General features: G+C 68.7%; 24 protein-coding genes and 2 tRNA genes. 19 read left to right on the top strand and 7 right to left on the bottom strand.

Features of this window, described 5'->3' with window-relative positions:
* Positions 1-17 precede the first annotated feature (17 nt).
* From hscA to ACX12L_RS11130, 9 genes are all read left to right on the top strand, one after another.
* Positions 18-1,886 (top strand): Fe-S protein assembly chaperone HscA, encoded by a 1,869-nt coding sequence (hscA, locus tag ACX12L_RS11170; protein ID WP_459262617.1) that lies wholly within the window; start codon positions 18-20, stop codon positions 1,884-1,886.
* A 35-nt stretch (positions 1,887-1,921) separates the two neighbouring features.
* Entirely contained in the window at positions 1,922-2,260 is a 339-nt protein-coding gene (gene fdx / locus ACX12L_RS11165) for an ISC system 2Fe-2S type ferredoxin (protein WP_459262616.1), read from the top strand.
* Positions 2,260-2,988 (top strand): DNA polymerase III subunit epsilon, encoded by a 729-nt coding sequence (gene dnaQ, locus ACX12L_RS11160; RefSeq protein ID WP_459262615.1) that lies wholly within the window; start codon positions 2,260-2,262, stop codon positions 2,986-2,988. Before fdx ends, dnaQ begins: the two co-directional genes overlap by 1 nt.
* 26 nt (positions 2,989-3,014) lie before the next feature.
* Positions 3,015-3,089: transfer RNA gene (locus ACX12L_RS11155), tRNA-Val, on the top strand.
* A gap of 34 nt (positions 3,090-3,123) precedes the next feature.
* Positions 3,124-3,198, top strand: a tRNA-Val gene (locus ACX12L_RS11150).
* 86 nt (positions 3,199-3,284) lie between these two features.
* Complete coding sequence (locus tag ACX12L_RS11145) at positions 3,285-4,397, top strand: NAD(P)/FAD-dependent oxidoreductase (protein ID WP_459262614.1); 1,113 nt, start codon at positions 3,285-3,287, stop codon at positions 4,395-4,397.
* Between the two features lie 125 nt (positions 4,398-4,522).
* Positions 4,523-4,831, top strand: a complete 309-nt coding sequence (locus ACX12L_RS11140) for a DUF883 family protein (protein WP_459262613.1) — start codon at positions 4,523-4,525, stop codon at positions 4,829-4,831.
* A gap of 33 nt (positions 4,832-4,864) precedes the next feature.
* The gene (locus tag ACX12L_RS11135) at positions 4,865-5,260 is read left to right on the top strand and encodes a phage holin family protein (RefSeq protein WP_459262663.1); all 396 of its coding nucleotides are present in this window, start codon (positions 4,865-4,867) and stop codon (positions 5,258-5,260) included.
* A complete protein-coding gene (locus tag ACX12L_RS11130) occupies positions 5,260-5,559 on the top strand; it encodes a hypothetical protein (protein WP_459262612.1) in 300 nt (99 codons plus the stop codon). Before ACX12L_RS11135 ends, ACX12L_RS11130 begins: the two co-directional genes overlap by 1 nt.
* 55 nt (positions 5,560-5,614) lie before the next feature.
* On the opposite strand, the gene ACX12L_RS11125 is transcribed toward ACX12L_RS11130, so the two are convergent.
* On the bottom strand, positions 5,615-6,661 hold the full coding sequence (locus ACX12L_RS11125) for a quinone-dependent dihydroorotate dehydrogenase (protein ID WP_459262611.1): 1,047 nt from the start codon (positions 6,659-6,661) through the stop codon (positions 5,615-5,617).
* 35 nt (positions 6,662-6,696) lie between these two features.
* On the opposite strand from ACX12L_RS11125, the gene rpiA reads away from it, so the two are divergent.
* Positions 6,697-7,386: a ribose-5-phosphate isomerase RpiA gene (gene rpiA, locus ACX12L_RS11120; protein ID WP_459262610.1), complete on the top strand. Its 690-nt coding sequence runs from the start codon at positions 6,697-6,699 to the stop codon at positions 7,384-7,386.
* A 3-nt stretch (positions 7,387-7,389) separates the two neighbouring features.
* On the opposite strand, the gene ACX12L_RS11115 is transcribed toward rpiA, so the two are convergent.
* The 5 genes from ACX12L_RS11115 to ACX12L_RS11095 form a co-directional block, all read right to left on the bottom strand.
* A complete protein-coding gene (locus ACX12L_RS11115) occupies positions 7,390-8,031 on the bottom strand; it encodes a glutaredoxin family protein (RefSeq protein WP_459262609.1) in 642 nt (213 codons plus the stop codon).
* A gap of 122 nt (positions 8,032-8,153) precedes the next feature.
* Positions 8,154-10,187 (bottom strand): M3 family metallopeptidase, encoded by a 2,034-nt coding sequence (locus tag ACX12L_RS11110; RefSeq protein ID WP_459262608.1) that lies wholly within the window; start codon positions 10,185-10,187, stop codon positions 8,154-8,156.
* Positions 10,188-10,218: 31 nt separating this feature from the next.
* The gene (gene folD, locus ACX12L_RS11105) at positions 10,219-11,073 is read right to left on the bottom strand and encodes a bifunctional methylenetetrahydrofolate dehydrogenase/methenyltetrahydrofolate cyclohydrolase FolD (RefSeq protein WP_459262607.1); all 855 of its coding nucleotides are present in this window, start codon (positions 11,071-11,073) and stop codon (positions 10,219-10,221) included.
* Between the two features lie 82 nt (positions 11,074-11,155).
* A complete protein-coding gene (locus ACX12L_RS11100; RefSeq protein WP_459262606.1) occupies positions 11,156-11,782 on the bottom strand; it encodes a response regulator transcription factor in 627 nt (208 codons plus the stop codon).
* Entirely contained in the window at positions 11,779-14,340 is a 2,562-nt protein-coding gene (locus tag ACX12L_RS11095; protein ID WP_459262662.1) for a PAS domain S-box protein, read from the bottom strand. The genes ACX12L_RS11100 and ACX12L_RS11095 overlap by 4 nt, the downstream gene beginning before the upstream one ends.
* 224 nt (positions 14,341-14,564) lie before the next feature.
* Between ACX12L_RS11095 and aceE the strand changes: the two genes are divergently transcribed.
* From aceE to ACX12L_RS11050, 9 genes are all read left to right on the top strand, one after another.
* Positions 14,565-17,261, top strand: a complete 2,697-nt coding sequence (gene aceE / locus ACX12L_RS11090) for a pyruvate dehydrogenase (acetyl-transferring), homodimeric type (RefSeq protein WP_459262605.1) — start codon at positions 14,565-14,567, stop codon at positions 17,259-17,261.
* An 18-nt stretch (positions 17,262-17,279) separates the two neighbouring features.
* The gene (gene aceF, locus ACX12L_RS11085) at positions 17,280-18,935 is read left to right on the top strand and encodes a dihydrolipoyllysine-residue acetyltransferase (RefSeq protein ID WP_459262604.1); all 1,656 of its coding nucleotides are present in this window, start codon (positions 17,280-17,282) and stop codon (positions 18,933-18,935) included.
* A gap of 13 nt (positions 18,936-18,948) precedes the next feature.
* On the top strand, positions 18,949-20,778 hold the full coding sequence (gene lpdA / locus ACX12L_RS11080) for a dihydrolipoyl dehydrogenase (RefSeq protein WP_459262603.1): 1,830 nt from the start codon (positions 18,949-18,951) through the stop codon (positions 20,776-20,778).
* Between the two features lie 151 nt (positions 20,779-20,929).
* A complete protein-coding gene (locus ACX12L_RS11075; protein ID WP_459262602.1) occupies positions 20,930-21,223 on the top strand; it encodes a hypothetical protein in 294 nt (97 codons plus the stop codon).
* Entirely contained in the window at positions 21,213-21,587 is a 375-nt protein-coding gene (locus tag ACX12L_RS11070; RefSeq protein ID WP_459262601.1) for a hypothetical protein, read from the top strand. The genes ACX12L_RS11075 and ACX12L_RS11070 overlap by 11 nt, the downstream gene beginning before the upstream one ends.
* Positions 21,588-21,613: 26 nt before the next feature.
* Positions 21,614-22,141: a hypothetical protein gene (locus ACX12L_RS11065; RefSeq protein WP_459262600.1), complete on the top strand. Its 528-nt coding sequence runs from the start codon at positions 21,614-21,616 to the stop codon at positions 22,139-22,141.
* A 158-nt stretch (positions 22,142-22,299) separates the two neighbouring features.
* Positions 22,300-23,268: a Bug family tripartite tricarboxylate transporter substrate binding protein gene (locus ACX12L_RS11060; RefSeq protein ID WP_459262599.1), complete on the top strand. Its 969-nt coding sequence runs from the start codon at positions 22,300-22,302 to the stop codon at positions 23,266-23,268.
* A 64-nt stretch (positions 23,269-23,332) separates the two neighbouring features.
* Positions 23,333-24,763: a Fic family protein gene (locus tag ACX12L_RS11055; RefSeq protein ID WP_459262598.1), complete on the top strand. Its 1,431-nt coding sequence runs from the start codon at positions 23,333-23,335 to the stop codon at positions 24,761-24,763.
* A gap of 65 nt (positions 24,764-24,828) precedes the next feature.
* Positions 24,829-25,779 (top strand): class I SAM-dependent methyltransferase, encoded by a 951-nt coding sequence (locus tag ACX12L_RS11050; protein ID WP_459262597.1) that lies wholly within the window; start codon positions 24,829-24,831, stop codon positions 25,777-25,779.
* Positions 25,780-25,792: 13 nt separating this feature from the next.
* On the opposite strand, the gene ACX12L_RS11045 is transcribed toward ACX12L_RS11050, so the two are convergent.
* On the bottom strand, positions 25,793-26,503 hold the full coding sequence (locus ACX12L_RS11045; protein ID WP_459262596.1) for a hypothetical protein: 711 nt from the start codon (positions 26,501-26,503) through the stop codon (positions 25,793-25,795).
* Positions 26,504-26,631: the final 128 nt, after the last annotated feature.

The following is a 26,631-nucleotide window of genomic DNA, read 5'->3' as shown; positions in this document are numbered from 1 at the left end:
TGCCTTCGACTCACTCCATGGCGCTTCTGCAGATATCCGAACCCGGCCAGTCCCCCGACCCGCACCAGCGCCGCATCGCCATAGGCATAGACCTGGGCACCACGCATTCGCTGGTGGCCGCGGTGAAGAGCGGCGTGGCCGAATGCCTGCTGGATGCGCAGGGCAGGGTGCTGCTGCCCTCGGTCGTGCGCTACCTGGCGGGCGGCGCCCGCCATATCGGGCATGAGGCCGCCGCAGCGCAGACGCTGGACCCGTCGAACACGGTGGCGTCCGTCAAGCGTTTCATGGGGCGGGACCTCGCCGACATCGCCGGGCACGAGGCACTACCCTACGACTTCGTCGCCGCGCCGGGCACGGGCGGCATGCTGCGCCTGTCCACGGCCGCGGGCATGAAGTCGCCCGTCGAGGTCAGCGCCGATATCCTGGCCACGCTGCGCTTTCGCGCCGAGGACAGCTTCGACAGCGACATCTACGGCGCCGTGATCACCGTGCCGGCCTACTTCGACGACGCGCAGCGCCAGGCCACCAAGGACGCGGCGCGCCTGGCCGGCCTGAACCTGCTGCGCCTGATCAACGAACCCACGGCAGCCGCCATTGCCTACGGCCTCGACAATGCCGCCGAGGGCATCTACGCCGTGTACGACCTGGGCGGCGGCACCTTCGACATCTCCGTGCTGCGCCTCACCAAGGGCGTGTTCGAGGTCATCGCCACGGGGGGCGACTCGGCCCTGGGGGGCGACGACTACGACGCGCTCCTCGCCGACTGGGTGCTGCAGCAGCTGGGCCTGCAGGCGCGCAGGCCCGAGGACAAGGCCGCCGTGCGCCTGGCGGCGCGGGCCTGTAAGGAAGCTCTTACTGCTACGGAAACCGCAGCATTCAGCGCAGACGTGGCGGGCGAAAGAGTCCATTTTGACGTAAAGCGTTCGGATTTCGACGCGGTCACTGCCGCGCTCACCCAGCGCTCGCTCGCGGCCGTGCGCCGCGCGCTGCGCGACGCGCAGATCGGGCGGGACGACGTGCAGGGCGTGGTGCTGGTGGGCGGCTCCACGCGCATGCCGCAGGTGCGCGAGGCGGTGGCCGGGTTCTTCGGCCGCGAGCCGCTGACCAACCTCAACCCCGACGAGGTGGTCGCCATGGGCGCGGCCATCCAGGCCAACCAGCTCGCCGGCAACGACGCCGCGGGCGACCTGCTGCTGCTCGACGTGATCCCCCTGTCCCTGGGGCTGGAGACCATGGGCGGCCTGGTCGAGCGCATCGTGAACCGCAACGAGACCATCCCCACGGCCAAGGCGCAGGACTTCACCACCTACAAGGACGGCCAGACCGCGCTCGCACTCCACGTGGTGCAGGGCGAGCGCGACCTGGTGCAGGACTGCCGCAGCCTCGCGCGCTTCGAGCTGCGCGGCATTCCGCCCATGGCCGCCGGCGCGGCGCGCATACGCGTGACCTTCACCGTCGATGCCGACGGCCTGCTCAGCGTGAGCGCGCGCGAGCAGACCAGCGGCGTGGAGGCGCGCATCGACGTCAAGCCCTCGTACGGTCTCTCCGACGAGCAGATCGCCCGCATGCTGCAGGACGGCTTCGCCACGGCGCAGCAGGACATGCAGGCGCGCGCCCTGGTCGAGGCGCGCGTCGATGCCGACCGCCTGCTGGTTGCCACGCAAAGCGCTCTGGACGCCGACGGCGGCATGCTCGCGCCCGACGAGCGCACGGCCGTCGATGCCTTGATGCAGGCGCTGCGCACGGCGCTCGAGGCGGGCCGGGACGCGGCCGCCATCGAGGCCGCGACGAGCGCCCTGGCCAAGGGCACCGAGGCCTTCGCGGCCCGGCGCATGAACCGCGGCATCCGCGAGGCGCTGGCCGGCAGGAACGTGGACACGCTCTGACCCACACCATCATCGACACCGGAACCTAGGCTGCCATGCCCGTCATCAGAATCCTGCCCCACCACGAATACTGCCCCGAGGGGGCCGAGATCACCGCGCCCGCGGGCACCTCGATCTGCGAGGCGCTGCTGGACAACAACATCAAGATCGAGCATGCCTGCGACATGAGCTGCGCCTGCACCACCTGCCACGTCATCGTGCGCCAGGGCTACGAGTCGCTCAACGAGGCCGAGGAGGAGGAGGAAGACCTGCTCGACCGCGCCTGGGGCCTGGAGCCGCAGTCGCGCCTGTCGTGCCAGGCCATCCTCGCGCAGAGCGACGTGACGGTGGAAATCCCCAGGTACTCCATCAACCACGCCAAGGAGAACCACTGATGTCGCGGCAGATCGTCCTGGACACGGAAACCACCGGCCTGTCCGCCGAGAACGGCGACCGCATCATCGAACTGGGCTGCGTGGAACTGCTGAGCCGCAAGCTCACGGGCAACAACCTGCACCTGTACCTGAACCCCGAGCGCGACAGCCACGAGGACGCGCTGAAGGTGCACGGCATCAGCAACGAGTTCCTGCGCGACAAGCCCAAGTTCGCCGAGGTGGTGCACGACATTCTGGAGTATCTGCGGGGTGCCGAGCTCATCATCCACAACGCGAGCTTCGACGTCGGCTTCCTGGACAAGGAGCTCGAGCTCGCGGGCCTGCCGCCGCTGGCCGCGCACGTGGACGGCGTCATCGACACCCTGGCCATGGCCAAGGAGATGTTCCCGGGCAAGCGCAATTCGCTGGACGCGCTGTGCGACCGCCTGGAGGTGGACAACTCGGGCCGCACGCTGCACGGCGCCTTGCTCGACGCCGAGCTGCTGGCCGACGTCTACATCAACCTGACCCGCGGCCAGGACGCGCTGCTGATCATGGACGAGACGGCCGATGGCGAGGGCGGCGTGAAGGTGGCGGCCGTCGACCTGAGCCGCCTGGTGCTGCCGGTGCTGCTCGCCAACGACCAGGAACTGGCCGAGCACGAGGACCTGCTCGCGCAGATCGACAAATCGAGCGCGGGCAAAACAATTTGGCGTACTCGCGCAGAGGCGCAAAAAGCTATGCCATAATCGTTGGCTGTCGCTACAGCGGCAACGGGTGATTAGCTCAGCGGTAGAGCACTGCCTTCACACGGCAGGGGTCACATGTTCGATCCATGTATCACCCACCAGTTTTCAAGCTCCGGTCCATCGGGTCGAAGCCTTGGGCGATTAGCTCAGCGGTAGAGCACTGCCTTCACACGGCAGGGGTCACATGTTCGATCCATGTATCGCCCACCACATCAAACCCCTTGCAAGGCGTGCCTGCAGGGGGTTTTCTTTTTTCGATCGCCAAAACCCGTATGAAGCCTCGAAGGGGATAAGCAATGAGCGAGATGGTGGATTGCGTCGTCGTCGGCGCGGGAGTGGTGGGACTGGCCGTGGCGCGTGCGCTGGCCCTGGCCGGGCGCGAGGTGATGGTGCTGGAGGCGGCCAACGCCATCGGCACGGAAACCAGCTCGCGCAACAGCGAGGTGATACACGCCGGCATTTACTACCCCCAGGGCTCGCTCAAGGCGCGGCTGTGCGTGCAGGGCAAGGCCATGCTGTACGACTACTGCAGGCAGCGCGGCCTGCCGCACCGCCGCTGCGGCAAGCTCATCGTGGCCACCTCGCCCCGGCAGCAGGCGCAGCTGGAGGGCATCAGGCAGCGCGCGGCCGCCAACGGCGTGGACGATCTGCAGTGGCTCACGCGCGAAGAGGCCCGGGCGCTGGAGCCCGAGCTCGAATGCGTGGCCGCGCTGCTGTCGCCCAGCACGGGTATCGTTGACAGCCACGCGCTCATGCTGGCACTGCTCGGCGACCTGGAGAACGCCGGCGGTCTTCTGGCATTGAATTCGCCTCTGGCGCTTGCCCAGTGTGCTCCAGATGCTATTCATCTGGAAGCAAAGGACGGCACCCGCATCAGCGCGCGCACGGTGGTGAACGCGGCCGGCCTGCATGCGCCGGACCTGGCGCGCCGCTTCGCGGGGCTCGATCCCGCCCACGTGCCGCAGGCGGCGTATGCCAAGGGCAACTACTTCACGCTGTCCGGCCGCGCACCGTTCAGCCGGCTGATCTACCCGGTGCCCGAGGCCGCCGGGCTGGGCGTGCACCTGACGCTGGACCTGGGCGGCCAGGCCAAGTTCGGGCCCGACGTGCAATGGGTGGATGGCCCGGACGACCTGGTGGTGGACGCCGGCCGCGCCCAGGGCTTCTATGCCGAGGTGCGCAAGTACTGGCCGGGCCTGCGCGATGGGGCCCTGGCCGCGGGCTATGCAGGCATTCGCCCGAAGATCCACGGGCCGCAGGAGCCCGCGGCCGATTTCGTGATCCAGGGGCCGCGCCAGCATGGCGTGGCCGGCCTGGTCAACCTGTTCGGCATCGAGTCGCCCGGGTTGACCAGCGCGCTGGCCATCGGCGCGCATGTGTCGGACATGCTCTGCAGCCGAAGCGCTTGACGAAAAGCACGTCCTGGCCATGTGTCATTCTGGAAACGGGCTGGCTGGGCTAAGATGAAGCGTCCGCCTACATGTTTGACATGGATGGCGTCTTGCCGTTATTTCCTGCTATGAAAGGCTTGTCTATGACCACCGTATCCGAAACCATCTCCACGACCCAGGGCGAGCTCGAGAAGCTGGTCGGCGACCTGCGCGGCCTGCTGGCCAACAGGGACCTGGACGGCATTCCCGAGATCAAGCAGCTGCGCCAGCGCCTCGACGATGGCGTCCAGACCGTGCGCGACGCCGCCGTGCGCGCCGCCCAGCAGGCTGCCGACCAGGCCAAGGACGCCGCCCGCGCGGCAGACCGCTACGCCCACGACGAACCCTGGCGCGTGGCCAGCGCGGCGCTGGCCGTGGGCGCCCTGGTGGGCTTTCTGCTGGCGCGCCGCTGAGCGCCGCTTGCCGGCAGTCGATCGATGGGGCGCATCAACTGGACCTCGCTGCTGAACCTGCAGGGCTTGGCCGTGCGCTGGCGCGCCGCCATTTCCGAGGGCGCGGCCGCGGCGGAAGACCGCATGGCGCTTGCGCGCCTGGAATGGGCCGAGCACAAGCGCCGCCTGGCGCTGCTGGCGTTGCTGCTGGTCGTCTTCGGTGCTCTGGCCGTGGTGGCTTTGCTGTTCCTGTCGGCCGCCGTTCTGGTGCAATTCTGGGATACGCCCCAGCGCGCGCTGGTGGCCTGGGTTCTGGCGGGCGTGTGGTGCGTGGCTTGCGGCGGCGTGCTGGTGGCCCTGGTGTCGCTGGCGCGCCGGGCCCGCAGCGCCTTCGCGCTCACGCGCCGGGAGCTGGCGCAGGATTGGCATGTGATCAAGGAGCAGCTTTGATGCCGATGGTCCCACCTCAACCCACACCGGAGCAGCAACAGGTGCTCGACCGCATCGTGGCGCAGCGCGAGCGCCTGCGCGCGCGCCGCAATGCCATGCGCAAGGCGCGCGCCGCGGCGGCCACGCCGGGGCGCGTGAACCCCGGGGATCCGCTGCTCGCGCGCCTTGCCACTTTTGCGCGCCTGCATCCCCTGGTGGTCGCGGCCGCGCTGGGCGTTGCCGCGCTGGCAGGGCCCGGCCGCGTGGTGCGCTGGGCGGGCGTGGTGCTGCCTGCCATCCTGCGCATGCGGCGCGGCTGAGCCAGCCACCGCACCTCATTGCCAAGGGCCGCCACGTGCGGCCCTTGTTCTTGCATCAGCGCATGGCCTGGATGGCGCGCGCGGCGCGGCCCACGAGGGCAGGGCCCTCGTAGATCAGGCCGGTGTAGATCTGCACCACGTCGGCGCCCGCGCGGATCTTGTCGACGGCGTCTTCGGCGCTCATGATGCCGCCCACGCCGACGATGGGGAAGGCCGGGCCCAGCGCGGCGCGCAGCTGGCGGATGACGGCGTTGCTGGCTTCGCGCACGGGCGCGCCGCTCAGGCCGCCGGCCTCGCCCGCGTGAGGCAGGCCCTGCACGGCGTCGCGGGCGATGGTGGTGTTGGTGGCGACCACGCCGTCCATGCCGTGGCGCGTGAGCGTGGCGGCGATCACGGCGACCTGCTCCTCGTTCAGGTCGGGGGCGATCTTCACGAAGATGGGCACGCGCCGGCCCTGGGCGGCGGCCAGCTTCTCGCGGTGGCCGGCAATCGCGCCCAGCAGCGCGTCCAGCGCCTCGTCGCTCTGCAGCGCGCGCAGGTTCTGGGTGTTGGGCGAGCTGATGTTCACCGTCACGTAGTCCGCGTGGGGGTATACGCCCTCCAGGCAGGCGAGGTAGTCGCCCGTGGCCTGCTCGATGGGCGTGGCGGCGTTCTTGCCGATGTTCAGGCCCAGCAGCAGGGGCTTGCCCTGGGCGCGCACCTGCGAGCGGCGCACGTTGGCGATGAAGGCGTCCAGCCCCTCGTTGTTGAAGCCCAGGCGGTTGATGAGCGCGCGCGCCTCGGGCAGGCGGAACATGCGCGGCTTGGGGTTGCCCGGCTGCGCCTTCGGGGTGACCGTGCCCACCTCGACGAAGCCGAAGCCCATGGCGGCCAGGGCGTCGATGCAGCGCGCGTTCTTGTCCAGCCCCGCGGCCAGGCCCACGCGGTTGGGGAAGGTGAGTCCGGCCAGCTGCACGGGATCGCTCACCGTTTCATTGCACCAGGCCCATTGCAGGGGGGTGCGCTGGCCGCGCGCCAGCATGTCCATGGTCAGTTCGTGGGCGGCTTCGGCATCCATGCCGAAGAGAAAAGGGCGGGCGAGGGCGTAGGGAAGTAGGGACATGGGGATAATTGCGGATTCACTCGCGATTCTCCCCCATGACTGCACCCACCTCCCTCTCCCAAGACGAACTCAAGACCCTGGTCGGCCGGGCCGCGCTGGACTACGTGGTGCCCGGCGAGATCGTGGGCGTGGGCACAGGCTCCACGGTCAACAAGTTCATCGATGCGCTGGCGGCGGTCAAGGAGCGCATCGGCGGCGCGGTGTCGAGCTCGGAGGCCAGCACCGCGCGGCTCAAGGCGCTGGGCATCCCGGTGCTCGACGCCAACGAGGTGGCCTCGCTGTCGGTCTACATCGACGGCGCCGACGAGATCGACGGCCGCGGCTACATGGTCAAGGGCGGCGGCGCGGCGCTCACGCGCGAGAAGATCGTGGCGGCGCTGGCGCAGCGCTTCGTCTGCATCGCGGACGAGTCCAAGCTGGTCAGCGTGCTGGGCGCCTTCCCGCTGCCGGTCGAGGTGATTCCCATGGCCGCGTCGCAGATCACGCGGCGCTTCGCATCGCTGGGCGGGCAGGCCACGCTGCGCCTCAGGGACGGCCAGCCGCTCGTGACCGACAACGGCCAGCACATCCTGGACGTGCGAGGCCTGGCGATCGGCGACCCGCTGGCGTTCGAGAGCGAGGTGAACCAGTGGCCCGGCGTGGTCACCGTGGGCGTGTTCGCGCACCAGAAGGCCCATGTGTGCCTGCTGGGCACCGCCCAGGGCGTGCGCACGCTCAAGTTCTGAAGATCAGAAGACGATGCCCGCCGGGTTGGCGGGCGTGCGGCCGGTGGCCGGCTTGGCAGGCGCCGGGGTGCGCGCCGCGGGTGCCGGCGCGTTCTCTGCAGCCGGTGCCGCGGGCCTGGCCTGCACGGCGACGAGCGGGGTTGCCGCGGGGCGGCGGTAGCCGGCGGGCAGCTGCGACTGGCGGGGATAGCCGGCCGCGTCCAGGTACTGGCTCCACTCGCTGTCGGAAAAGCCCTTGAGCTGCTGCCCGCCTATGGTGCCGAACGGCAGGCTGGATTCGCCGCTGAGCCGCCTGAGCGCGTCGATGTCCTCGTTGCTGCCCACGGTGCGCTCCGTGAACGGGACGCCGCGGTTGACGAGCAGGTTGCGCGCGCTGTCGCAGGGCGCGCAGTCGCTGCCGGTGTACAGCGTCACGGGAAAGCGCGCGGCGATCTGGCGCAGCTGGTAGGGCAGGGCGTCGCTGCCGCCGCCGCTGCCGTGCGGGCCGGCGCCGACCGGCGCGGTTTCGGCGCTGGCGGCGGGCGGGCGGTCGGAGAACGTGACCCTGCCATCCGGCCCGACGATGCGGTAGACCTGCTGGGCCTGCGCGGCCAGTGCCAGCAGCGTGCAGGCGGCCGCCGCGGCGGCATGGCGGATGACGGTCATGCAGGTGCTCCTCGTGTCTTGCCCGATTTCAAAAATCATAGCTGCTGGCGCTTGGCATGCATTGGTTTCAGATGGAAAACAATCTTGAACCATTGACTGGAAAGCGCTGGCAGCTCACTTTTTCATGATGCCATGCCCTGGTGGCGCAGCAGCGCGTCCAGCGTGGGCTCGCGGCCGCGGAAGGCCTTGAAGGACTCCATCGCGGGGCGGCTGCCGCCGGCCTCCAGGATGCTCTGGCGGTAGCGCCGGCCGGTCCCGATGTCGGGCATGCCGTCCTCGCCGGTGGTTTCCTCGAAGGCGGCGTAGGCGTCGGCCGAGAGCACCTCGGCCCACTTGTAGCTGTAGTAGCCGGCCGCGTAGCCGCCCGCGAAGATGTGGCTGAAGCTGTGGGCCGTGCGGCTGAAGGCCGGGGGCCTGAGCACCGCGACCTCGTCGCGCACGCGTTCGAGCAGGGGCCGCGGGTCGTCCTTCGGGTCGTGCTCGGTGTGCAGCAGCATGTCGAACAGCGCGAACTCGATCTGGCGCAGCGTCTGCATGCCGGCCTGGAAGTTCTTGGCCGCGATCATCTTGTCGTAGAGCGCGCGCGGCAGGGGCTCGCCCGTCTCCACGTGGGCGGTCATGTGCCTGAGCACCTCCCACTCCCAGCAGAAGTTCTCCATGAACTGGCTGGGCAGCTCCACGGCATCCCATTCCACGCCGCTGATGCCCGAGACGTCGCGCTCGTTCACCTGCGTGAGCATGTGGTGCAGGCCGTGGCCGAACTCGTGGAACAGGGTGATCACGTCGTCGTGCGTGAGCAGCGGCGGGCGGCCCTGCACGCCCTCGGCGAAGTTGCACACCAGGTGCGCCACGGGCGTCTGCAGCTGGCCCGTGTCGGGGCGCAGCCAGCGCGCGCGGGCGTCGTCCATCCAGGCGCCGCCGCGCTTGCCCTGGCGGGCGGGCTGGTCCAGGTAGAACTGGCCTACCAACTGGCCGCCCCGCTCGATGCGGTAGAACTCCACGGCGGGGTTCCACACGGGGGCCTGGTCGGGGCGGATGGCGACCTCGAACAGCGTCTCGACGATCTTGAACAGGCCGGCCAGCACCTTGGGCGCCGGGAAGTACTGCTTGACCTCCTGCTCGCTGAAGGCGTAGCGCGCCTCCTTGAGCTTTTCGGAGACGTAGGGCCAGTCCCAGGGCTGCGGGTCGGGCAGGTTCAGCTGCCCGGCGGCGAAGGCGCGCAGGTCGGCCACGTCCTTCTCAGCGAAAGGGCGCGCGCGGCGCGAGAGGTCGCGCAGGAAGTGCGTGACCTGCTCCGGCGTGTGGGCCATCTTGGGCACCAGCGACACCTGGCCGAAGTTGCCGTAGCCCAGCAGCCGCGCCTCTTCCTGGCGCAGCGCCAGGATCTCGGCCATGACGGCGCTGTTGTCGAAGCGCACGGCGTCGCCCGCGGCCTGGTCGGAGGCGCGCGTGACGTAGGCGTGGTAGAGCGTCTCGCGCAGCGCGCTGCTCCTGGCGAACTGCATCACCGGCAGGTAGCAGGGCATCTTCAGCGTGAGCTTGTAGCCCTCCTTGCCCTCTCCTTCGGCCGCGGCGCGCGCGGCCTGGACGACGTCGGCGGGCACGCCTTCGAGCGCATCGGCGCTCGCGTAGCAGGCGAAGGTGTCGGTGGCGTCGAGCACGTTTTCGCTGAACTTCTGCTGCAGCTCGGCCTGGCGTTCCTGGATGGCCGCGAAGCGCTGCTTGGCCGCGCCCTGCAGCTCGGCGCCCGAGAGCCGGAAGTTGCGCATGGCGTTGCTGAGGGCCTGGCGCTGCTCGGCGTTGAGCGTGGCCGGGTCGATGGCCTTGTACTTGGCGTACAGGCGCTCGTCGGCGCCCAGGCGGGTCCAGAACTCGGTGACCCGGGGCAGGGCGGCGTTGTAGGCGGCGCGCAGCTCGGGCGTGTCGGCCACGCTGCTCAGGTGGCTCACGGCGCCGAAGGAGCGGCCCAGCTCCTCGGTGGCCACGTCGAGCACGCGGGCGACCGAGTCCCAGCGCGCCGGGAAGTCCGTCTGGGTGACGGTTTCCAGCGCGGCGTCGGCGCGTGCTAGCAGCCGGTCCACGGCCGGAGCCACGTCGGCCGGCGTGATGCGATCGAACGGGATGTGGCCGGAGAAGTCGAGGAGGGGGTTGTTCATGCGGGTTTAGATGGCGTCGCCATGCAGGGGTTCAAGCTCGGAGGCGCTCTGCCGCTTCCAGCGTGTTGACCAGCAGCATGGTGATGGTCATGGGGCCGACGCCGCCGGGCACCGGGGTGATGTAGCCGGCCACTTCCTTCACGCCGTCGAAGTCCACGTCGCCGCAGAGCTTGCCCTCGTCGTTGCGGTTCATGCCCACGTCGATGACCACGGCGCCGGGCTTGACCATGCCAGCCGTGAGCACGTTGCGTTTGCCCACGGCGGCGACCACGATGTCGGCCTGGCGCGTCATGGCGGCCAGGTCCGCCGTGCCGCTGTGGCAGACGGTGACCGTGGCGTTGGCCGCCAGCAGCATCATGGCCATGGGCTTGCCGACGATGTTGCTGCGGCCGATGACCACGGCGTGCTTGCCGCGCAGGTCCTTCATGCCGATGGATTCGAGCATCTTCATGCAGCCATAGGGCGTGCAGGCCTTGAAGCCGACCTCGCCCACCATGAGCGCGCCGGCGCTCGCGACGTGGAAGCCGTCCACGTCCTTCAGGGGCGAGATGGCTTCGATGACCTTGTGGTCGTCGATGTGCTTGGGCAATGGCAGCTGCACCAGGATGCCGTGGATGGCCGGGTCGTTGTTCAGCGCCTCGACGCGCGCGAGCAGCTCGGCTTCTGTCATGCCGGCGTCGTACTTCTCCAGCACCGAGTGGAAGCCCACGTCCTCGCAGGCCTTGACCTTGTTGCGCACGTAGACCTGGCTGGCCGGGTTCTCGCCCACCAGCACGACGGCCAGGCCCGGGGTGATGCCGCGCGCCTTCAGTGCTTGGGTGCGCTGGGCGACTTGCGCGCGCAGCTGGCGCGAGAGGGCGTTGCCGTCAATCAGTTGGGCAGTCATGTCTGGATTTTCGAGAGATACAAATGAAAAAGCTGCCTAGCGCTTGATAGGTGCGCGCCGGCAGCTGCGGAAATAATAGCGATCAGGCCTTGGCTGCTTGCTGCCCCAGGGCGATCTTGAGCAGGTCCGCCACGGTGTTGGCGTTGAGCTTTTCCATGATGTTGGCGCGGTGCGCCTCCACGGTCTTGATGCTGATTCCCAGGTCGTCGGCGATCTGCTTGTTCAGGCGGCCGGCGACGATGCGCTCGAGCACCTGGGCCTCGCGGCCGGTGAGCTTGGACAGCAGCGCGTCGCGGCTGGCGGCCTGCTGGTGGCCGGCGAAGGCCTCGCGGGCGTGGTCCAGCATGCGCTCGACCAGGCCGAGCAGCTCTTCCTCGTCGAAGGGCTTCTGGATGAAGTCCAGCGCGCCCTTCTTCATGGTGTTGACGGCCATGGGCACGTCGCCATGGCCGGTGATGAACACGATGGGCAGGGGCGACTTGCGCTCCACCAGCCGGTCCTGCAGCTCCAGGCCGGTCATGCCGCCCATGCGGATGTCCACGATCAGGCAGGCCACCTCGCGCGGGTCGTAGCGGGTGAGGAAGGACTCGGCCGAATCAAAGCAGCGCACGCGGTAGTCCTTGCCTTCGAGCAGCCACTGAAGTGAATCGCGGACGGCTTCGTCGTCATCGACGACATAGACGGTGCCTTTTTTCGGAATCAAGCTCATGCAATAGTCCCAGGGGTTGGCGTTGCTGCGGAATTGATAGTGGTCTCGGCCGTGTTGGCGAGCGGCAGCCAGAAAGAGAACCGGCAACCGGTGACCTCGCCGGCATTGTAGAGGTTCTCGGCATGCATGCGTCCGTGGTGCGATTCGACGATGCTGCGGCACAGGTTCAGGCCGATGCCCATGCCCTCGCTCTTGGTGGAGAAGAAGGCCTCGAACAGGTGGGCCAGCACCTCGGGCGCCAGGCCCCTGCCGGTGTCCTGCACCGAGAACTCGATCACGTCGCAGCCGTCCACCTGGCGCGGCACCACGCGCAGCTCCACGCTGCGCAGCGCCGGCGGGCGCTGGGCCTGGGCGATGGATTCGGCGCCGTTCTTCATCAGGTTGATCAGCACCTGCTCGATCAGGATGGTGTCGGCCATGACCTGGGGCAGGCGGGCCGCCACGTAGTGCGTCAGGCGCACGTTGTGGCGGCGCAGTTCGATGCTGGCCAGCTCCAGCGCCTCGCCGACCATCTCGTGTACGTCGGCCAGCGTGCGGTTGGGTTCGCTCTTCTTCACGAAGGCGCGGATGCGCTGGATGATCTGGCCCGCGCGCTGGGCCTGGTGGGCGGTCTTCTGCAGCGCCGCGAGCAGGGCCTCCTCGCTGAGCTGGCCGCCCTTGATGCGCGAGACCATGCCGCTGCAGTAGTTGCTGATGGCGGTGAGCGGCTGGTTGAGCTCGTGCGCCACGCTGGACGCCATCTCGCCCATGGTGATGAGGCGGCTCACCGATTCGGCGCGCTCTGCCTGGCGCGCCGCCTGCTCCTCGGCCTGGCGGCGCGGCGTGATGTCGGTGGCGATCACCATCTGCGCCAAGCGCCCGTCCACCCAGTTCAGGTAGCGCGAGCGCACCTCCAGCCACTTGCCCAGGTCGGGCCGGTAGATCTCGGCGTTCTCCGAGCGGGCATGGGCCAGGGGATCGATGGACAGCAGGCCCATGAGGCTGTCGTCCCCGCCTTCGTCCACCCCGCCGCCGCCGCCGTGCGCGGGCAGCACGCCCGCCTGCGCGACCATTTCCAGGTGGCCGCCGGTTTGCGAGCCGAACCACTGGCGGTACAGGCGGTTGGCGAACAGCAGCTCCTGGCTGCCCAGGGGAGCGACGGACACCGAGGCGTCCAGCGCCTCGAGCACGATGGTGAAGCGCTCGTGCGAGGCCGTGAGCTGCTCGCGCACGCGGTTGGGCTCGGTGATGTCCGTCATCGACGTCATCCAGCCGGTCTGCTGGCCGCGGGCATCGATCAGCGGCGAGACGTACAGGCGCGCGTCGAACAGCGTGCCGCTCTTGCGCCGCACGCGCACCTGGAAGCCCCCGGGCACGGTTTTGCCGGCAAGCTCCTCGCGCAGGTTGGCGTGCAGCCTCTCGTACTCGGCCTCGGGCCAGTAGCTGTAGGGCGGGGTCTGGCCGATCAATTCGGCCTGGGTCCATCCCGTCATCTGGCAGAAGGCGGCGTTCACGTAGGTGATGCGGCCCTCCAGGTCCAGCGCGCGCATGCCGGTGAGGATGGAGTTTTCCATGGCGCGGCGGAAATTGGTTTCCGCCACCAGCGCCTGCTGGGCCTGCATGCGCCGGCGCGTATGGCGCCAGGTGGCGATCAGCATCCACGTGGTCATGGCGCTCAGCGTGCCCACCAGCCAGAACAGGCCGCTGCCCACCATGCCCAGCGAGGTGCGATAGGCCTGGGCGCGCAGCACCAGGCCATTGCCCACGGGGGATACCGGTATCTCGTACTCGTTGGCCTTGGTGGTCCAGGGCAGCAGGGCGTTGTGCCGGGGGGCGAGCGGCGTGCCGGCCAGTATGCGCCCCTGGCCGTCGACGAGCGTGACGGCATAGCGCGCCAGCACCTCCGTGGGCGTGGCGTAGCGCAGCAGGCTGTCGATCGAGTATTCGGCCAGCACCACGCCGCCAAACTTGCCCTGCGGCGACAGCGGCACCTGCAGCTGCAGCAGGGGCGTGGCGTCGTCGGTGCCGCCGGCCTCGGGCTGGGAGTACATGGGCTGCTGCATGTCGCGCGCCAGCCTGAAGAGGTCTGCCGCCTCGCCGGTCTTGAGCACTTCGCCGTTCACGCGCAGCTGGTTGCTCGTCACCGTGGGGGCGGCGTGGCTCGCGCGGATGCGCCGGCGCTCGTCGATCCAGGTGATGGCCTGCAGCTCGGGGTATTGGCTGATGAGCGCCTCGGCGCGGCCCACGAAGTCGGCGCGCGTGAGTTCCTCGTTGGAGAGGTCGCGCGCGATGCGCATGACCTGCTCCTGGCGTTCGAGCAGGCGCAGGCGCACGCGCTGCTGGGCGTATTCCACGTCGCGCTTGAGGGCTTCCTTTTCGCGCTCGACTTCTTCCGTGCGCAAATACCAGAAGGACACCGCGATGGCGGCCATGAACATCAGCACGGACGCCAGGGGCGCCAGCGCGGCAAAGCGGTCCTGGCGCCCGGGCGAGAGGCTGCGCCACCAGGCACGCCACCAGCGGGCCGGTGCTCTCACGGCGGAGGCGGTCGGGGTGGCAGGCGCGTCGGCAGAGTCCATGGGTGTCAGTTTAGAGCGTGCCATGGCACTTTTGCGGGCAGGGCAGAGTCACGGCACGCTCCAGGGCCTGGCTGGATGCGATTTCATCTGAAGAAATAATGTGCGTCCGCAGCAATATTTCATATTAAGAAATCAATGGGCACCATTTGAAATTTTAAAAAACTATGAGAAACTTGGGGCAATATTCCACCCGCCACCATGGATTCACAAGGAGACCACCGGCTATGTCCGATACAACCAAAGGCCTGAGCGCAAGCGACATCGATCAACAAGAGACACGCGAATGGCTGGAAGCGCTCTCCGCGGTGATCGAGAAGGAGGGACCGGAGCGTGCCCACTTCCTGCTGGAGCAGTTGCTCGAGCAGGCGCGCCAGAGCAGCATCGACCTGCCGTTCTCGGCCAACACGGGCTACGTGAACACCATCGAGCCCGAGCAGGAGGCGCGCTGCCCCGGCAACATCGCGATCGAGAAACGCCTGCGCGCCTACATGCGCTGGAACGCCATGGCCATGGTGGTGCGCGCCAACCGCCTGCATCCCGAGGACGGCGGTGACCTGGGCGGGCACATCGGCTCGTTCGCCTCGCTCGCTTCCATGTGGGGCGCGGGCTTCAACCATTTCTGGCACGCCGAGAGCGAAGGCCACGGCGGCGACTGCATCTACTTCCAGGGCCACAGCGCGCCCGGCATCTACGCGCGCGCCTACCTGGAAGGCCGCATCACCGAGGAGCAGCTGGAGAACTTCCGCCAGGAAGTGGGCGGCAAGGGGCTGTCGAGCTACCCCCACCCCAAGCTCATGCCGGGCTTCTGGCAGTTCCCCACGGTGAGCATGGGCCTGGGCCCGATGATGGCCATCTACCAGGCGCGCTTCCTGAAGTACCTGCACGCGCGCGGCATCGCCAAGACCGACAACCGCAGGGTCTGGGTGTTCCTGGGCGACGGCGAGATGGACGAGCCCGAGAGCAAGGGCGCGATCAGCCTGGCCGCGCGCGAGAACCTGGACAACCTGATCTTCGTCATCAACTGCAATCTGCAGCGCCTGGACGGCCCGGTGCGCGGCAACGGCAAGATCATCCAGGAGCTCGAGGGCGACTTCCGCGGCGCCGGCTGGCATGTGATCAAGCTGCTGTGGGGCAAGGGCTGGGACGAGCTGCTGGCGCGCGACAAGAGCGGCAAGCTCAAGCAGGTGATGATGGAGACGCTCGACGGCGACTACCAGACCTACCGCGCCATGGACGGCGCCTACATCCGCAAGCATTTCTTCGGCAAGTACCCCGAGACGCTCAAGCTCGTCGAGCATCTCTCCGACGACGACATCTGGGAGCTGCGCCGCGGCGGCCACGAGCCCGAGAAGGTCTATGCGGCCTTCCATGCGGCCAATGAACACCATGGCCAGCCCACGGTGCTGCTGGTCAAGACCGTCAAGGGCTACGGCATGGGCAAGGCCGGCGAGGCCAAGAACACCGTGCACCAGACCAAGAAGCTGGACGACGAGGACATCCGCTACATCCGCGACCGCTTCAACATCCCGATCCCCGACAGCGAGCTCGACAAGCTGCCCTACTACAAGCCGGCCGACGACACGCCGGAGATGAAGTACCTGCACGAGCGCCGCAAGGCACTGGGCGGCTACCTGCCGCACCGCCGCACCCATGCGGACGAGAGCTTCACCGTGCCCGCGCTCGAGACCTTCAAGGCCATCCTGGACCCCACGACCGAGGGGCGCGAGATCAGCACCACGCAGGCCTACGTGCGCTTCCTCACGCAGCTCTTGCGCGACAAGGCGCTGGGGCCGCGCGTCGTGCCCATCCTGGTGGACGAGGCACGCACCTTCGGCATGGAGGGCCTGTTCCGCCAGATCGGCATCTACAACCCCCTGGGCCAGCGCTACACCCCGGTCGACCGCGACCAGGTCATGTATTACAAGGAGCAGGAGAACGGCCAGATCCTGCAGGAGGGCATCAACGAGGCGGGCGGCATGTGCTCGTGGATCGCGGCGGCCACGTCGTACTCGACGAACAACCGCATCATGATTCCGTTCTTCGTGTACTACTCGATGTTCGGCTTCCAGCGCTTCGGCGACTTCGCCTGGGCCGCGGGCGACATGCAGGCGCGCGGCTTCATCCTGGGCGGCACCAGCGGGCGCACCACGCTCAACGGCGAGGGCCTGCAGCACGAGGACGGGCACAGCCACATCCTGTCGTCCACCATTCCCAACTGCGTGAGCTACGACCCGACCTTCGCGCACGAGGTGGGGGTGATCATGCAGCATGGCCTCAAGCGCATGGTGGAGAAGCAGGAGAACGTCTTCTACTACATCACGCTGCTCAACGAGAACTACCCCATGCCGGGCCTCGTCGCCGGCACCGAGGAGCAGATTCTCAAGGGCATGTACCTGTGCAAGGCCGGCGCGCAAGGCGAGCTGCGCGTGCAACTGCTGGGCTCGGGCTCCATCCTGCGCGAGTCGCTGGAGGCGCAGAAGCTCCTGGCCACCGACTGGGGCGTGCAGTCCGACGTGTGGAGCTGCACAAGCTTCACCGAACTCGCCCGCGAGGGCCAGGACACGGCGCGCTGGAACCTGCTGCACCCGCTGGAGGCGCCGCGTGCGTCCTTCGTGGCCCAGCAGCTCGCGGACCACGGCGGCCCTGTCATCGCATCGACCGACTACATGAAGGCCTTCGCCGAGCAGATCCGCGCCTTCGTTCCGACCGGCCGCTCCTACACCGTGCTGGGCACGGACGGCTTCGGCCGCTCGGACTTCCGCTACCGCCTGCGCGAGCATTTCGAGGTCAACCGCCACTACATCGCCGTGGCCGCGCTCAAATCGCTGGCCGACGAGGGCCGGCTGCCCGCCGCCAAGGTGGCCGAGGCCATTGCCAAGTACGGCATCGACGCCGACAAGATCAACCCGCTGCACGCTTGAGGACCGAGGGAGAGAACCATGGCATTGATTCAGATCCAGGTACCCGACATCGGGGACTTTGACGAAGTGGGCGTGATCGAGCTGCTGGTCAAGCCCGGCGACCAGGTCGCGGCCGAGCAATCGCTGATCACCGTCGAGTCCGACAAGGCTTCGATGGAAATCCCGTCCAGCCACGCGGGCGTCGTGAAGGCGCTCACAGTGAAGCTGGGCGACAAGGTCAAGCAGGGCAGCGTGATCGCCGAACTGGAAACGGCCGACGCGGCCGCTTCCGAGCCGAAACCGGCTCCAGCGCCCGCCAGCCAAGCGCCAGCAGCTGCGGAATCCGTAGCGCCCGCAGCGGCGCCCGCAGCGCCCGCGGCAGGCGGCCCCATCGAGGTGCGCGTGCCCGACATCGGCGACTTCAAGGACGTGGCCGTGATCGAGCTGCTGGTCAAGCCCGGCGACAGCATCCGCGTCGAACAGTCGCTGTTCACCGTCGAATCCGACAAGGCCTCGATGGAGATCCCGTCGCCTGCGGCCGGCGTGCTCAAGGAGCTCAAGGTCCAGCTGGGCGACAAGGTCAACATCGGGGACCTGGTGGCGGTACTCGAAGGCGCCGCCCCCGCGGCCCAGGCGGCAGCGCCCGCCGCGCCGGCGCCTGCCCCCGCGGCGGCACCAGCCGCGCCCGTGGCTGCCGCAGCTGCAGCACCGGCGCCCGCGCAGTCCGCGCCCGCGCACGACCCCACGGCGGCGCCGTCGGGCCAGCTGCCGCACGCCAGCCCCTCGGTGCGCAAGTTCGCCCGCGAACTGGGCGTGCCGCTGGCCGAGCTCAAGGGCACGGGCCCCAAGGGCCGCATCACGGCCGAGGACGTGCAGTCCTTCACCCGCGCCGTCATGAGCGGCGCCGTGCAGACCCAGGCCCAGGCCGCCAGGGCCCCGGCCGGCGGCGGCAGCGGGGTGGGCATGGACCTGCTGCCCTGGCCCAAGGTGGACTTCAGCAAGTTCGGCGCGATCGAGTGCAAGGATCTTTCGCGCATCAAGAAGATCAGCGGCGCCAACCTGCACCGCAACTGGGTGATGATCCCGCACGTCACCAACAACGACGAGGCCGACATCACCGAGCTCGAAGCCTTCCGCGTCTCCACCAACAAGGAGAACGAGAAGAGCGGCGTCAAGGTCACCATGCTGGCCTTCGTCATCAAGGCCGTCGTCGCCGCGCTCAAGAAATTCCCCGAGTTCAACACCAGCCTGGACGGCGACACCCTGGTCTACAAGAGCTACTACCACATCGGCTTCGCGGCCGACACGCCCAACGGCCTGGTGGTTCCCGTGCTCAAGGACGCCGACAAGAAGGGCATCCTGCAGATCAGCCAGGAGATGAGCGAGCTGGCCAGGAAGGCGCGCGACGGCAAGCTGGGCGCGGCCGACATGCAGGGCGGATGCATGTCCATCTCGTCGCTCGGCGGCATCGGCGGCACGCACTTCACGCCCATCATCAACGCGCCCGAGGTCGCGATCCTGGGCCTGTCCAAGGGCCAGATGAGGCCCGTGTGGGACGGCAAGCAGTTCGTTCCGCGCCTCATGCTGCCGCTGTCGCTGTCGTACGACCACCGCGTGATCGACGGCGCCGCGGCCGCGCGCTTCAACGCCTACCTCGGCCAAGTGCTGGCGGACTACCGCCGCATCCTGCTGTGAAGGAGACATCGTCATGGCAGTGATTGACATCAAGGTGCCGGACATCGGCGACTTCGCCGAGGTCGGCGTGATCGAAGTGCTGGTGCAGGTGGGCGACACCATCAAGGCCGAGCAAAGCCTGGTCACGGTGGAGAGCGACAAGGCCTCCATGGAAATCCCCAGCAGCCATGCCGGGGTGGTCAAGGAGCTCAAGGTCAAGCTGGGCGACAAGGTGGCCGAGGGCTCGGTGCTGCTGACGCTGGAGGTGACCGAGGGCGCGGCCGCGCCCGCGGCCGCACCGGCACAGGAAAAACCGGCTCCGGCGCCCGCCAGCCAAGCGCCGGCAGCTCCTGTCGCGATAGCAAGCAGCTTCGGCGGCACGGCGGACCTGGAGTGCGACGTGCTCGTCCTGGGCGGCGGCCCCGGCGGCTACTCCGCCGCGTTCCGCGCGGCCGACCTGGGCCTGAAGGTCGTGATCGTCGAGCGCTACGCGACGCTGGGCGGCGTGTGCCTCAACGTGGGCTGCATCCCGTCCAAGGCGCTGCTGCACGTCGCGGCCGTGATGGACGAGGTGAGCCACCTGAAGAGCGCGGGCATCGACTTCGGCGCGCCGCAGGTCAACGTGGACGGCCTGCGCGGCCACAAGGAAAAGGTCATCGGCAAGCTGACCGGGGGCCTTGCCGCCATGGCCAGGATGCGCAAGGTGACCGTGGTGCGCGGCTACGGCAGCTTCGTCGGCGCGAACCACGTCGAGGTGGAGGAAACCTCGGGCACCGGCCAGGACAAGACCGGCGGCAAGAAGGTCGTGGCGTTCAAGAAGGCCATCATCGCCGCGGGCTCGCAGGCCGTGCGCCTGCCCTTCATGCCCGACGATCCGCGCGTGGTCGATTCCACCGGCGCGCTTGCGCTGGCGGGCGTGCCGAAGCGCATGCTCATCCTCGGCGGCGGCATCATCGGCCTGGAGATGGGCACGGTGTACTCCACGCTGGGCGCGCGCCTGGACGTGGTGGAGATGCTGGACGGCCTGATGCAGGGCGCCGACCGCGACCTCGTCAAGGTCTGGCAGAAGATGAATGCCCACCGCTTCGACAACATCATGCTGAAGACGAAGACCGTGGGCGCCGAGGCCACGCCCGAGGGCATCAAGGTCACGTTCGCCCCGGCCGAGGAGGGCGGTACCGCCCCCGGGCCGCAGACCTACGACCTCGTGCTGCAGGCCGTGGGCCGCACGCCCAACGGCAGGAAGATCGGCGCCGAGAAGGCCGGCGTGGCCGTGACCGACCGCGGCTTCATCAACGTGGACATCCAGATGCGCACCAACGTGCCGCACGTCTTCGCCATCGGCGACATCGTGGGCCAGCCCATGCTGGCGCACAAGGCGGTGCACGAGGCGCACGTGGCGGCGGAGGTCATCGCCGGCGAACTGCAGGGCGACAAGGCGCTGGCATCCGCCGCGTTCAACGCCCGCGTGATCCCGAGCGTGGCCTACACCGACCCCGAGGTCGCCTGGGTGGGCCTGACCGAAGACCAGGCCAAGGCCCAGGGCATCAAGGTCAGGAAGGGCCTGTTCCCCTGGACGGCCTCGGGCCGCGCGATCGCCAACGGCCGCGACGAGGGCTACACCAAGCTGCTGTTCGACGACAGCCCCGAGGCGCACGGCCACGGCCGTATCCTTGGCGGCGGCATCGTCGGCACGCACGCGGGCGACATGATCGGCGAGATCGCCCTGGCCATCGAGATGGGCGCGGACGCCGTGGACATCGGCAAGACCATCCACCCGCACCCCACGCTGGGCGAGAGCATCGGCATGGCCGCCGAGATCGCCCACGGCAGCTGCACGGACGTGCCGCCGCAGCGCAAGTAACGCTACTTTTCTCGTAGCTGGCCGCGCAGGCTCCGCAAGGGCCGCGCGGCTTTTTTATTCCATTCCTGCCTACAGGTTTAAACTGCCGTTGATTTCAGCAGTTTGCGTGCGATTCATTGCCTAAACATTGAAAACCAAGGAGGCAGGCTCGATGAAATCAAACCTTGCACTGATTCTGCTGGCGGGCCTGCCCGCCCTGTGTAATGCGCAGCAGGTGCCTGCGATACCGGGAGGACTTCCCAGAGACCCCGGCCCTAGCGCACAAAGGCCCGATATTCCCAGAAATCCCCCCGGAACTTTCGGATCGGACCAGGAGGCGCTCATGCAGCAGAGGCTGCTGATAAACAGCCAGACGGAGGCCATCAAGGAACTGGCGCAGCAAATGAAGCTGCTCGAGCAAAGAGTCAAGAAACTGGAAGACAAGGGGGCGTCAAATGGCCATTGAAGACGCGCTAGCCGCCATGGACAAGGCCCAGAACGCCTTCAACCAGACCGTTGCATCGGCATCTGGATCGTCGGTCCAGCCTTGGTCCGAGTCCTTGGTGAAATATCTTTCAATATCGGTTCTCGGTTTCATGATGGTCTCGCTGATTCTTTGCACCACCTTGCTGTGGAGGCGCAATGCGGAGGCGTCGGAAATCCTGAGGACATTCGGAATCCTGAGTATCGTGGGACTTTCGGCCCTGCTATTGATCACCGGCTTCAGCAACGAGCAACTCACGCCGATAGTAGGCCTTTTTGGCGCCATCGCAGGTTATCTCCTGGGAAAGGATGCCAGGCCAGGTGGGTCAGGAGGCGGCAATACCTGAGGTGAGAACCGTGGATCCACCGCACCATGGAAACGGCTGTCATCACCTCCCTCATCGCCGGTGTGTTCTCACTGGCAACGGCGCTTGGCTCGGTGTGGCTGAAACACCATCTTGAGAGTCGCGATTCCAAGCCTGCCAATACGCCATCGCCATCGCCCCTGGCCCCGGCTCGCAAGGGCGAGCCCCCCGCAGTTCCCCGGCGCCCGCTTGGCCTGCTTCTCGGGCGGGCCGCGGCGGTCATCGCAACAGGGGTCTTCCTGGGCGCCGTCAGCCGGGGCGTGCGCAATTGGCTCCCCGGCCCTGTCCACTATGAGGCGATCGCTTCTCTGGCACTGCTGGCCCTCGTGTCCCTGGTACTTGCCTTGGCCCGGCAGGCGCGCCATCTGTCGTACCAGCTCGAAGTGTTTTCGTTGTGGGCCGCCTTCCTGGCGGGGTGGTCCCTGATTCACCGTTCGGTCTGGAGCGATGCGGTATTCAGCTTCGGCATGGGGTGGCTCGCCTGTGCCGTCGTGGGCAGCGTCGTCATCGCGTCCAGACAGCGCAACGCGGCCTGACCCTGCCGGCAAGAACACGAATATCCGGGGATGCTGTGCCCCCGCAGCGCAAGCGGCACACCTACAATCGTGGCAGCGCTGTCAAATCAATAGCGCCCCGCGCAGTTACCAAAAGGGCTGCGCGGCTTTTTATCTATAAAACACAAGGAGATGGACCCATGTTCAAGAAGATCGCCGTGGCGATGACCGCCGCTCTGGCTTTTTCGGGCGCCGCGCTCGCGGCATGGCCCGAGCGGCCCGTCACGCTCGTCGTGCCGTTCCCGCCGGGGCAGGCCACGGACATCTTCGCCCGCGCGCTGGCGGAAAGGCTGGGCCCCCGGCTGGGGCAGGCCATCGTGGTGGAGAACAAGGCGGGCGCGGGCAGCAACATCGGCTCCGAGCAGGTGGTGCGTGCCAAGCCGGACGGCTACACGCTGCTGGTGGCCGGCAGCGCCATGGCGGTGAACCAGACGCTCTACCGCAAGGTGAACTTCGACCCGCGCAAGGACCTGCAGGGCATCACGCTCGTGGCCAAGGTGCCGCTGGTGTTCCTGGCGCATCCGGGCAGCGGCATCAAGTCCATGCAGGGCCTGGTGGCCAGGGCCCGCGCCGAGCCCGGCAAGCTGAGCTACGCGAGCGCCGGCATCGGCGGCACGCAGCACCTGAGCGCCGAGATGGTCAAGGCCCGCGCGAAGATCGAGATCGAGCACATCCCCTACAAGGGCAGCGGCCCGGCGCAGGCCGATTTCATCGGCGGGCAGGTGCCGCTGATGGTGGATTCGGTCACGGCGGGGCTCGCCAACATCCAGGCGGGCAAGGCCGTGCCGCTGGGCGTCACCTCCAGCACGCGCTCGTCCCAGCTGCCCGACGTGCCCACCATCGCCGAATCGGGCCTGCCCGAGTTCAAGGGCTTCGAGGCCGTCGGCTGGCTGGGCCTGATGGCGCCCAAGGGCACGCCGCAGGCCATCATCGACACGCTCAACCGCGAGGCGGTGGGCATTCTGCGCAGCGCGGAGATGCAGAAGTTCATCCGCGACCGCGGCTCCGAGCCCGCGCCCACCACGCCGCAGGAGATGGACCAGTTCGTCGCCAGCGAGATCGTGGAGTGGGGCAAGGCGGTGAAGCAGTCCGGGGCTTCGGTGGACTGAACGCGAATCTTCTGGAATGGCGGGTTGTGGCGCATTTCTCCAATTGCGCCATAATCGCGCCATCATGAGTCCCCCCGCCGATACCGCCAATCCGCCTGCTTCGCCGCATCTCCTGCTGCGGGCATTGCGCGGTGCGGGTCTGCAGGGCGCCTCCGTGGCGCAATTATTGGCGCAATTACCCGGCATACCGCGCCGCACGGCCCAGCGCTGGCTGGCGCAATGCGTGGAGGCAGGGCAGGCCCGCGCCATCGGGGCAGGGCGGGGGCGGCGCTACGTGGCCGTGCGCGCCATGCCGTTGCCTGCCGCCGTGCACCAGGTGCGCGAGAGCGCCGCGCCCCCTTGGAGCACCGACGACCTGCCCGGCAGCCTCGCGCTCTCGCCCGAGGGGCGCGAGGTCTGGGCCTACGTAAGCCAGCCGCTCACGGCCCGCGCGCCCGTGGGCTACCAGCGCGACTGGATCGACGGCTACGTACCCGGGCGCACCTTCTACCTGCCCGAGCCCGTGCGGCGCCAGCTGCACGCCATGGGGCGCACGCCCGACGAGCAGGCCCCGGCGGGCACGTACAGCCGCGCGGTCCTCGACCGGCTGCTGATCGACCTGTCCTGGGCGTCGAGCCACCTGGAGGGCAACACCTATTCGCGCCTGGACACGCGCGAGCTGATCCGCCATGGCACGGCGGCCGAGGGCAAGGCGCGCGTCGAGACGCAGATGATCCTGAACCACAAGGCCGCGATCGAGCTGCTGGTGGACGCGTCGGCCCAGCCCGGCCCGCCGTTCAGCCGCTACCTGCTGATGAACCTGCACGCCACCCTGGCCGAGAACCTGCTGCCCAACCCGGCCGACGAGGGCCGGGTGCGCCAGCATGCGGTGGACATCGGCCAGAGCGTGTTCCGCCCGCTCGACGCGCCGCAGGTGCTCGACGAACTGGTCGACGTGCTCATCGCCAAGGCCAACGCCATCGCCGACCCGTTCGAACAGGCCTTCTTCATGATGGTGCACCTGCCGTACCTGCAGCCCTTCGCCGACATCAACAAGCGCACCTCGCGCCTGGCGGCCAACCTGCCGCTGTTCCGCGCCAACCTGTGCCCGCTGACCTTCGTGGACGTGCCGCCCGGGATCTACGCGCGTGCCATGCTCGGCGTGTACGAGATGGGCCGTGTGGAACTGCTGCGCGACCTGCTGGTCTGGGCCTACGAGCGCAGCACGCAGGAATATGTCGCCATCCGCCAGACCCTGGCCGAGCCCGACCCGCTGCGCCTGGCGTGGCGCCAGCTCATCAAGGACACGGTGCACGCCGTCGTCACCCAACCCGGTGCCGACGCCGTGGGCCTGGTGGAGCAGGCCGTGGCCGCTCACGTGCCCGGACCCGAGCGCGCCGCCGTGCAGGCCCTCATCCTCGACGAGCTGCGCCGCCTGCACGAAGGCGTGCTGGCCCGCTACCGCCTGCGGCCCGGGCAGTGGCGGGAGTGGATCGCGGCGCAAGGCGGCTATTGATCTGATAGCTTCCAGGGTCTGCTGTACAAGCGCTGCGGGCCAAAATGATCTGAAAATTTCCCCTTATGCAAGCCCTGCTCGACGCCATTGCCGCCATGCCCCTGCCGGGCGATGCGCGGCGCATCTTCCACGGCCGGGGCGGGCTCCACCCGGGCTGCGAGCAGTGGACGCTCGACGCCTACCCGCCCGTCTTCGTGCTCACCAGCTTCGCGCCGGTAGACGAAGGGTCGCTGGCCGCGGTCGGCGATGCGCTGCGGGCGCGCTGGGCGCAGCTGGCGCCGGGCGAGCCGCTCGACTGGGTGTTCCAGCACCGGGGCGAGGCGCTGCGCCTGCAAGGGCGCAGCGATACGCGGCTGATGGCGGGCGGCGTGCCCGATCCGCACGTCGTCGCCGAAGGCGGGCTGCGCTTTCGCGTGCATGTGCTGCGCGGGCAGAACCACGGGCTGTTCCTCGACATGGCCGAGGGCCGCCGCTGGGTGCGCGAATGGGCTGCGGACTTCAAGGCGCGCGAAGCGGGCGGGGGGCGGGGCGCGCGCGTGCTCAACCTGTTCGCCTACACCTGCGCCTTCTCGGTCGCCGCGCTGGCGGGCGGCGCGGCCCAGGTGGTGAACGTGGACATGGGGCGCGGCGCGATCGCCACGGGGCAGCAGAACCACCGGCTCAACGGCCTGGACGGCGCGAGCTTCCTGGCGCACGACATCTTCGCGTCGTGGGGCAGGATCGCGCGCGGCGGGCCGTACGACCTGGTGATCGCAGACCCGCCCAGCTACCAGAAGGGCAGCTTCGTCGCCGCCAAGGACTATGCGCGCGTGGTGCGCCGCCTGCCCGGCCTGCTGGCGCCCGGCGGCCATGCGCTGCTGTGCCTGAACGCGCCCGAGCTGGGCGAGGGCTTCGTGCGCGGCCTGGTGGGCGACCTGGCGCCGACGCTGGCTTTCGCGGGGCGCGTGCCGAACCCGGCCGCGTTCGCCGACGTGGACGGGGAGCGCGCGCTGAAGGTGCTGGCGTTCAGGGCTTGATGGCCCATTCCATTTAATCGGATGCGGCGGGATCGTCCGGGCTGCCGCTCGCGGCCCGGTGCAGGCCGGCGCCCATGGCCATGCCGCCCATGCCCGCGCCGCCGGCGCCTGCTGCGCCGCCGCCACCGCCGCCGCCACCGCCTCCCGCTCCACGCCGGGCGCCACCTTCTTCCCCGGCGCCCGCGCGGCGCCCGCCGCCCTGGCCGGAGCCGGGGCGCAGCGGGCCTTGCGGGGGAATCTCGGTGCTGGGGGCGATAGGCTCCAGGTCCAGCGCTTCGCGGATGAATTGGCGCAGCGACACGACGAGCGCCGCCGTCTCCACGCTGCGGCCCGCCGCCAGGTCGCGCGCGGCGGCGGCGGCCAGCGCCACCTGCTCGGGCGTGCCCAGCAGGATGACGTCGGACAGGGCGGCCTCCACCGCGTCGCGCGTGCGGCGCTGGCGCTCGGAGCTGGCGGCGGCCTCTGCGGGCCCGGCCTGCCGCAGCTCGTGCAGGTGCGTAGGGCGCACGTGCAGCGACCCGGTGAACGAGCCGCCCAGCGTCTTGTAGGCCGCGATCAGCGTCTTCAGACGCTCGTTGATCTGCCGGTTCTCGCGCTCGCGGCGCTTTTGCATGGTCTGCATGAACAGCAGCCGGATGCCCACCATCAGCAGCGTGGCCAGCAGCAGCCCGAGCAGGGTGGCGAGGGCCGAGGGCCAGGAACTGAAGTCGATCACGGAGCGCATGGGATCGTCGTGGTTTATACGTCAAAAAACCTGCCAGCGCTTGTCCATCAAGCGCTGGCAGCTATTGATCCGGTAGCGCCATGCGCAGGGCCGCGTCCCGCTGCGCCGGCGCCACCGGCGCGATGGGC

This window comes from Alicycliphilus sp. T452 (assembly GCF_054512775.1).
The sequence above is the reverse complement of the archived record's forward strand: the minus strand, read 5'-3'. Positions and strand labels throughout refer to the sequence as shown.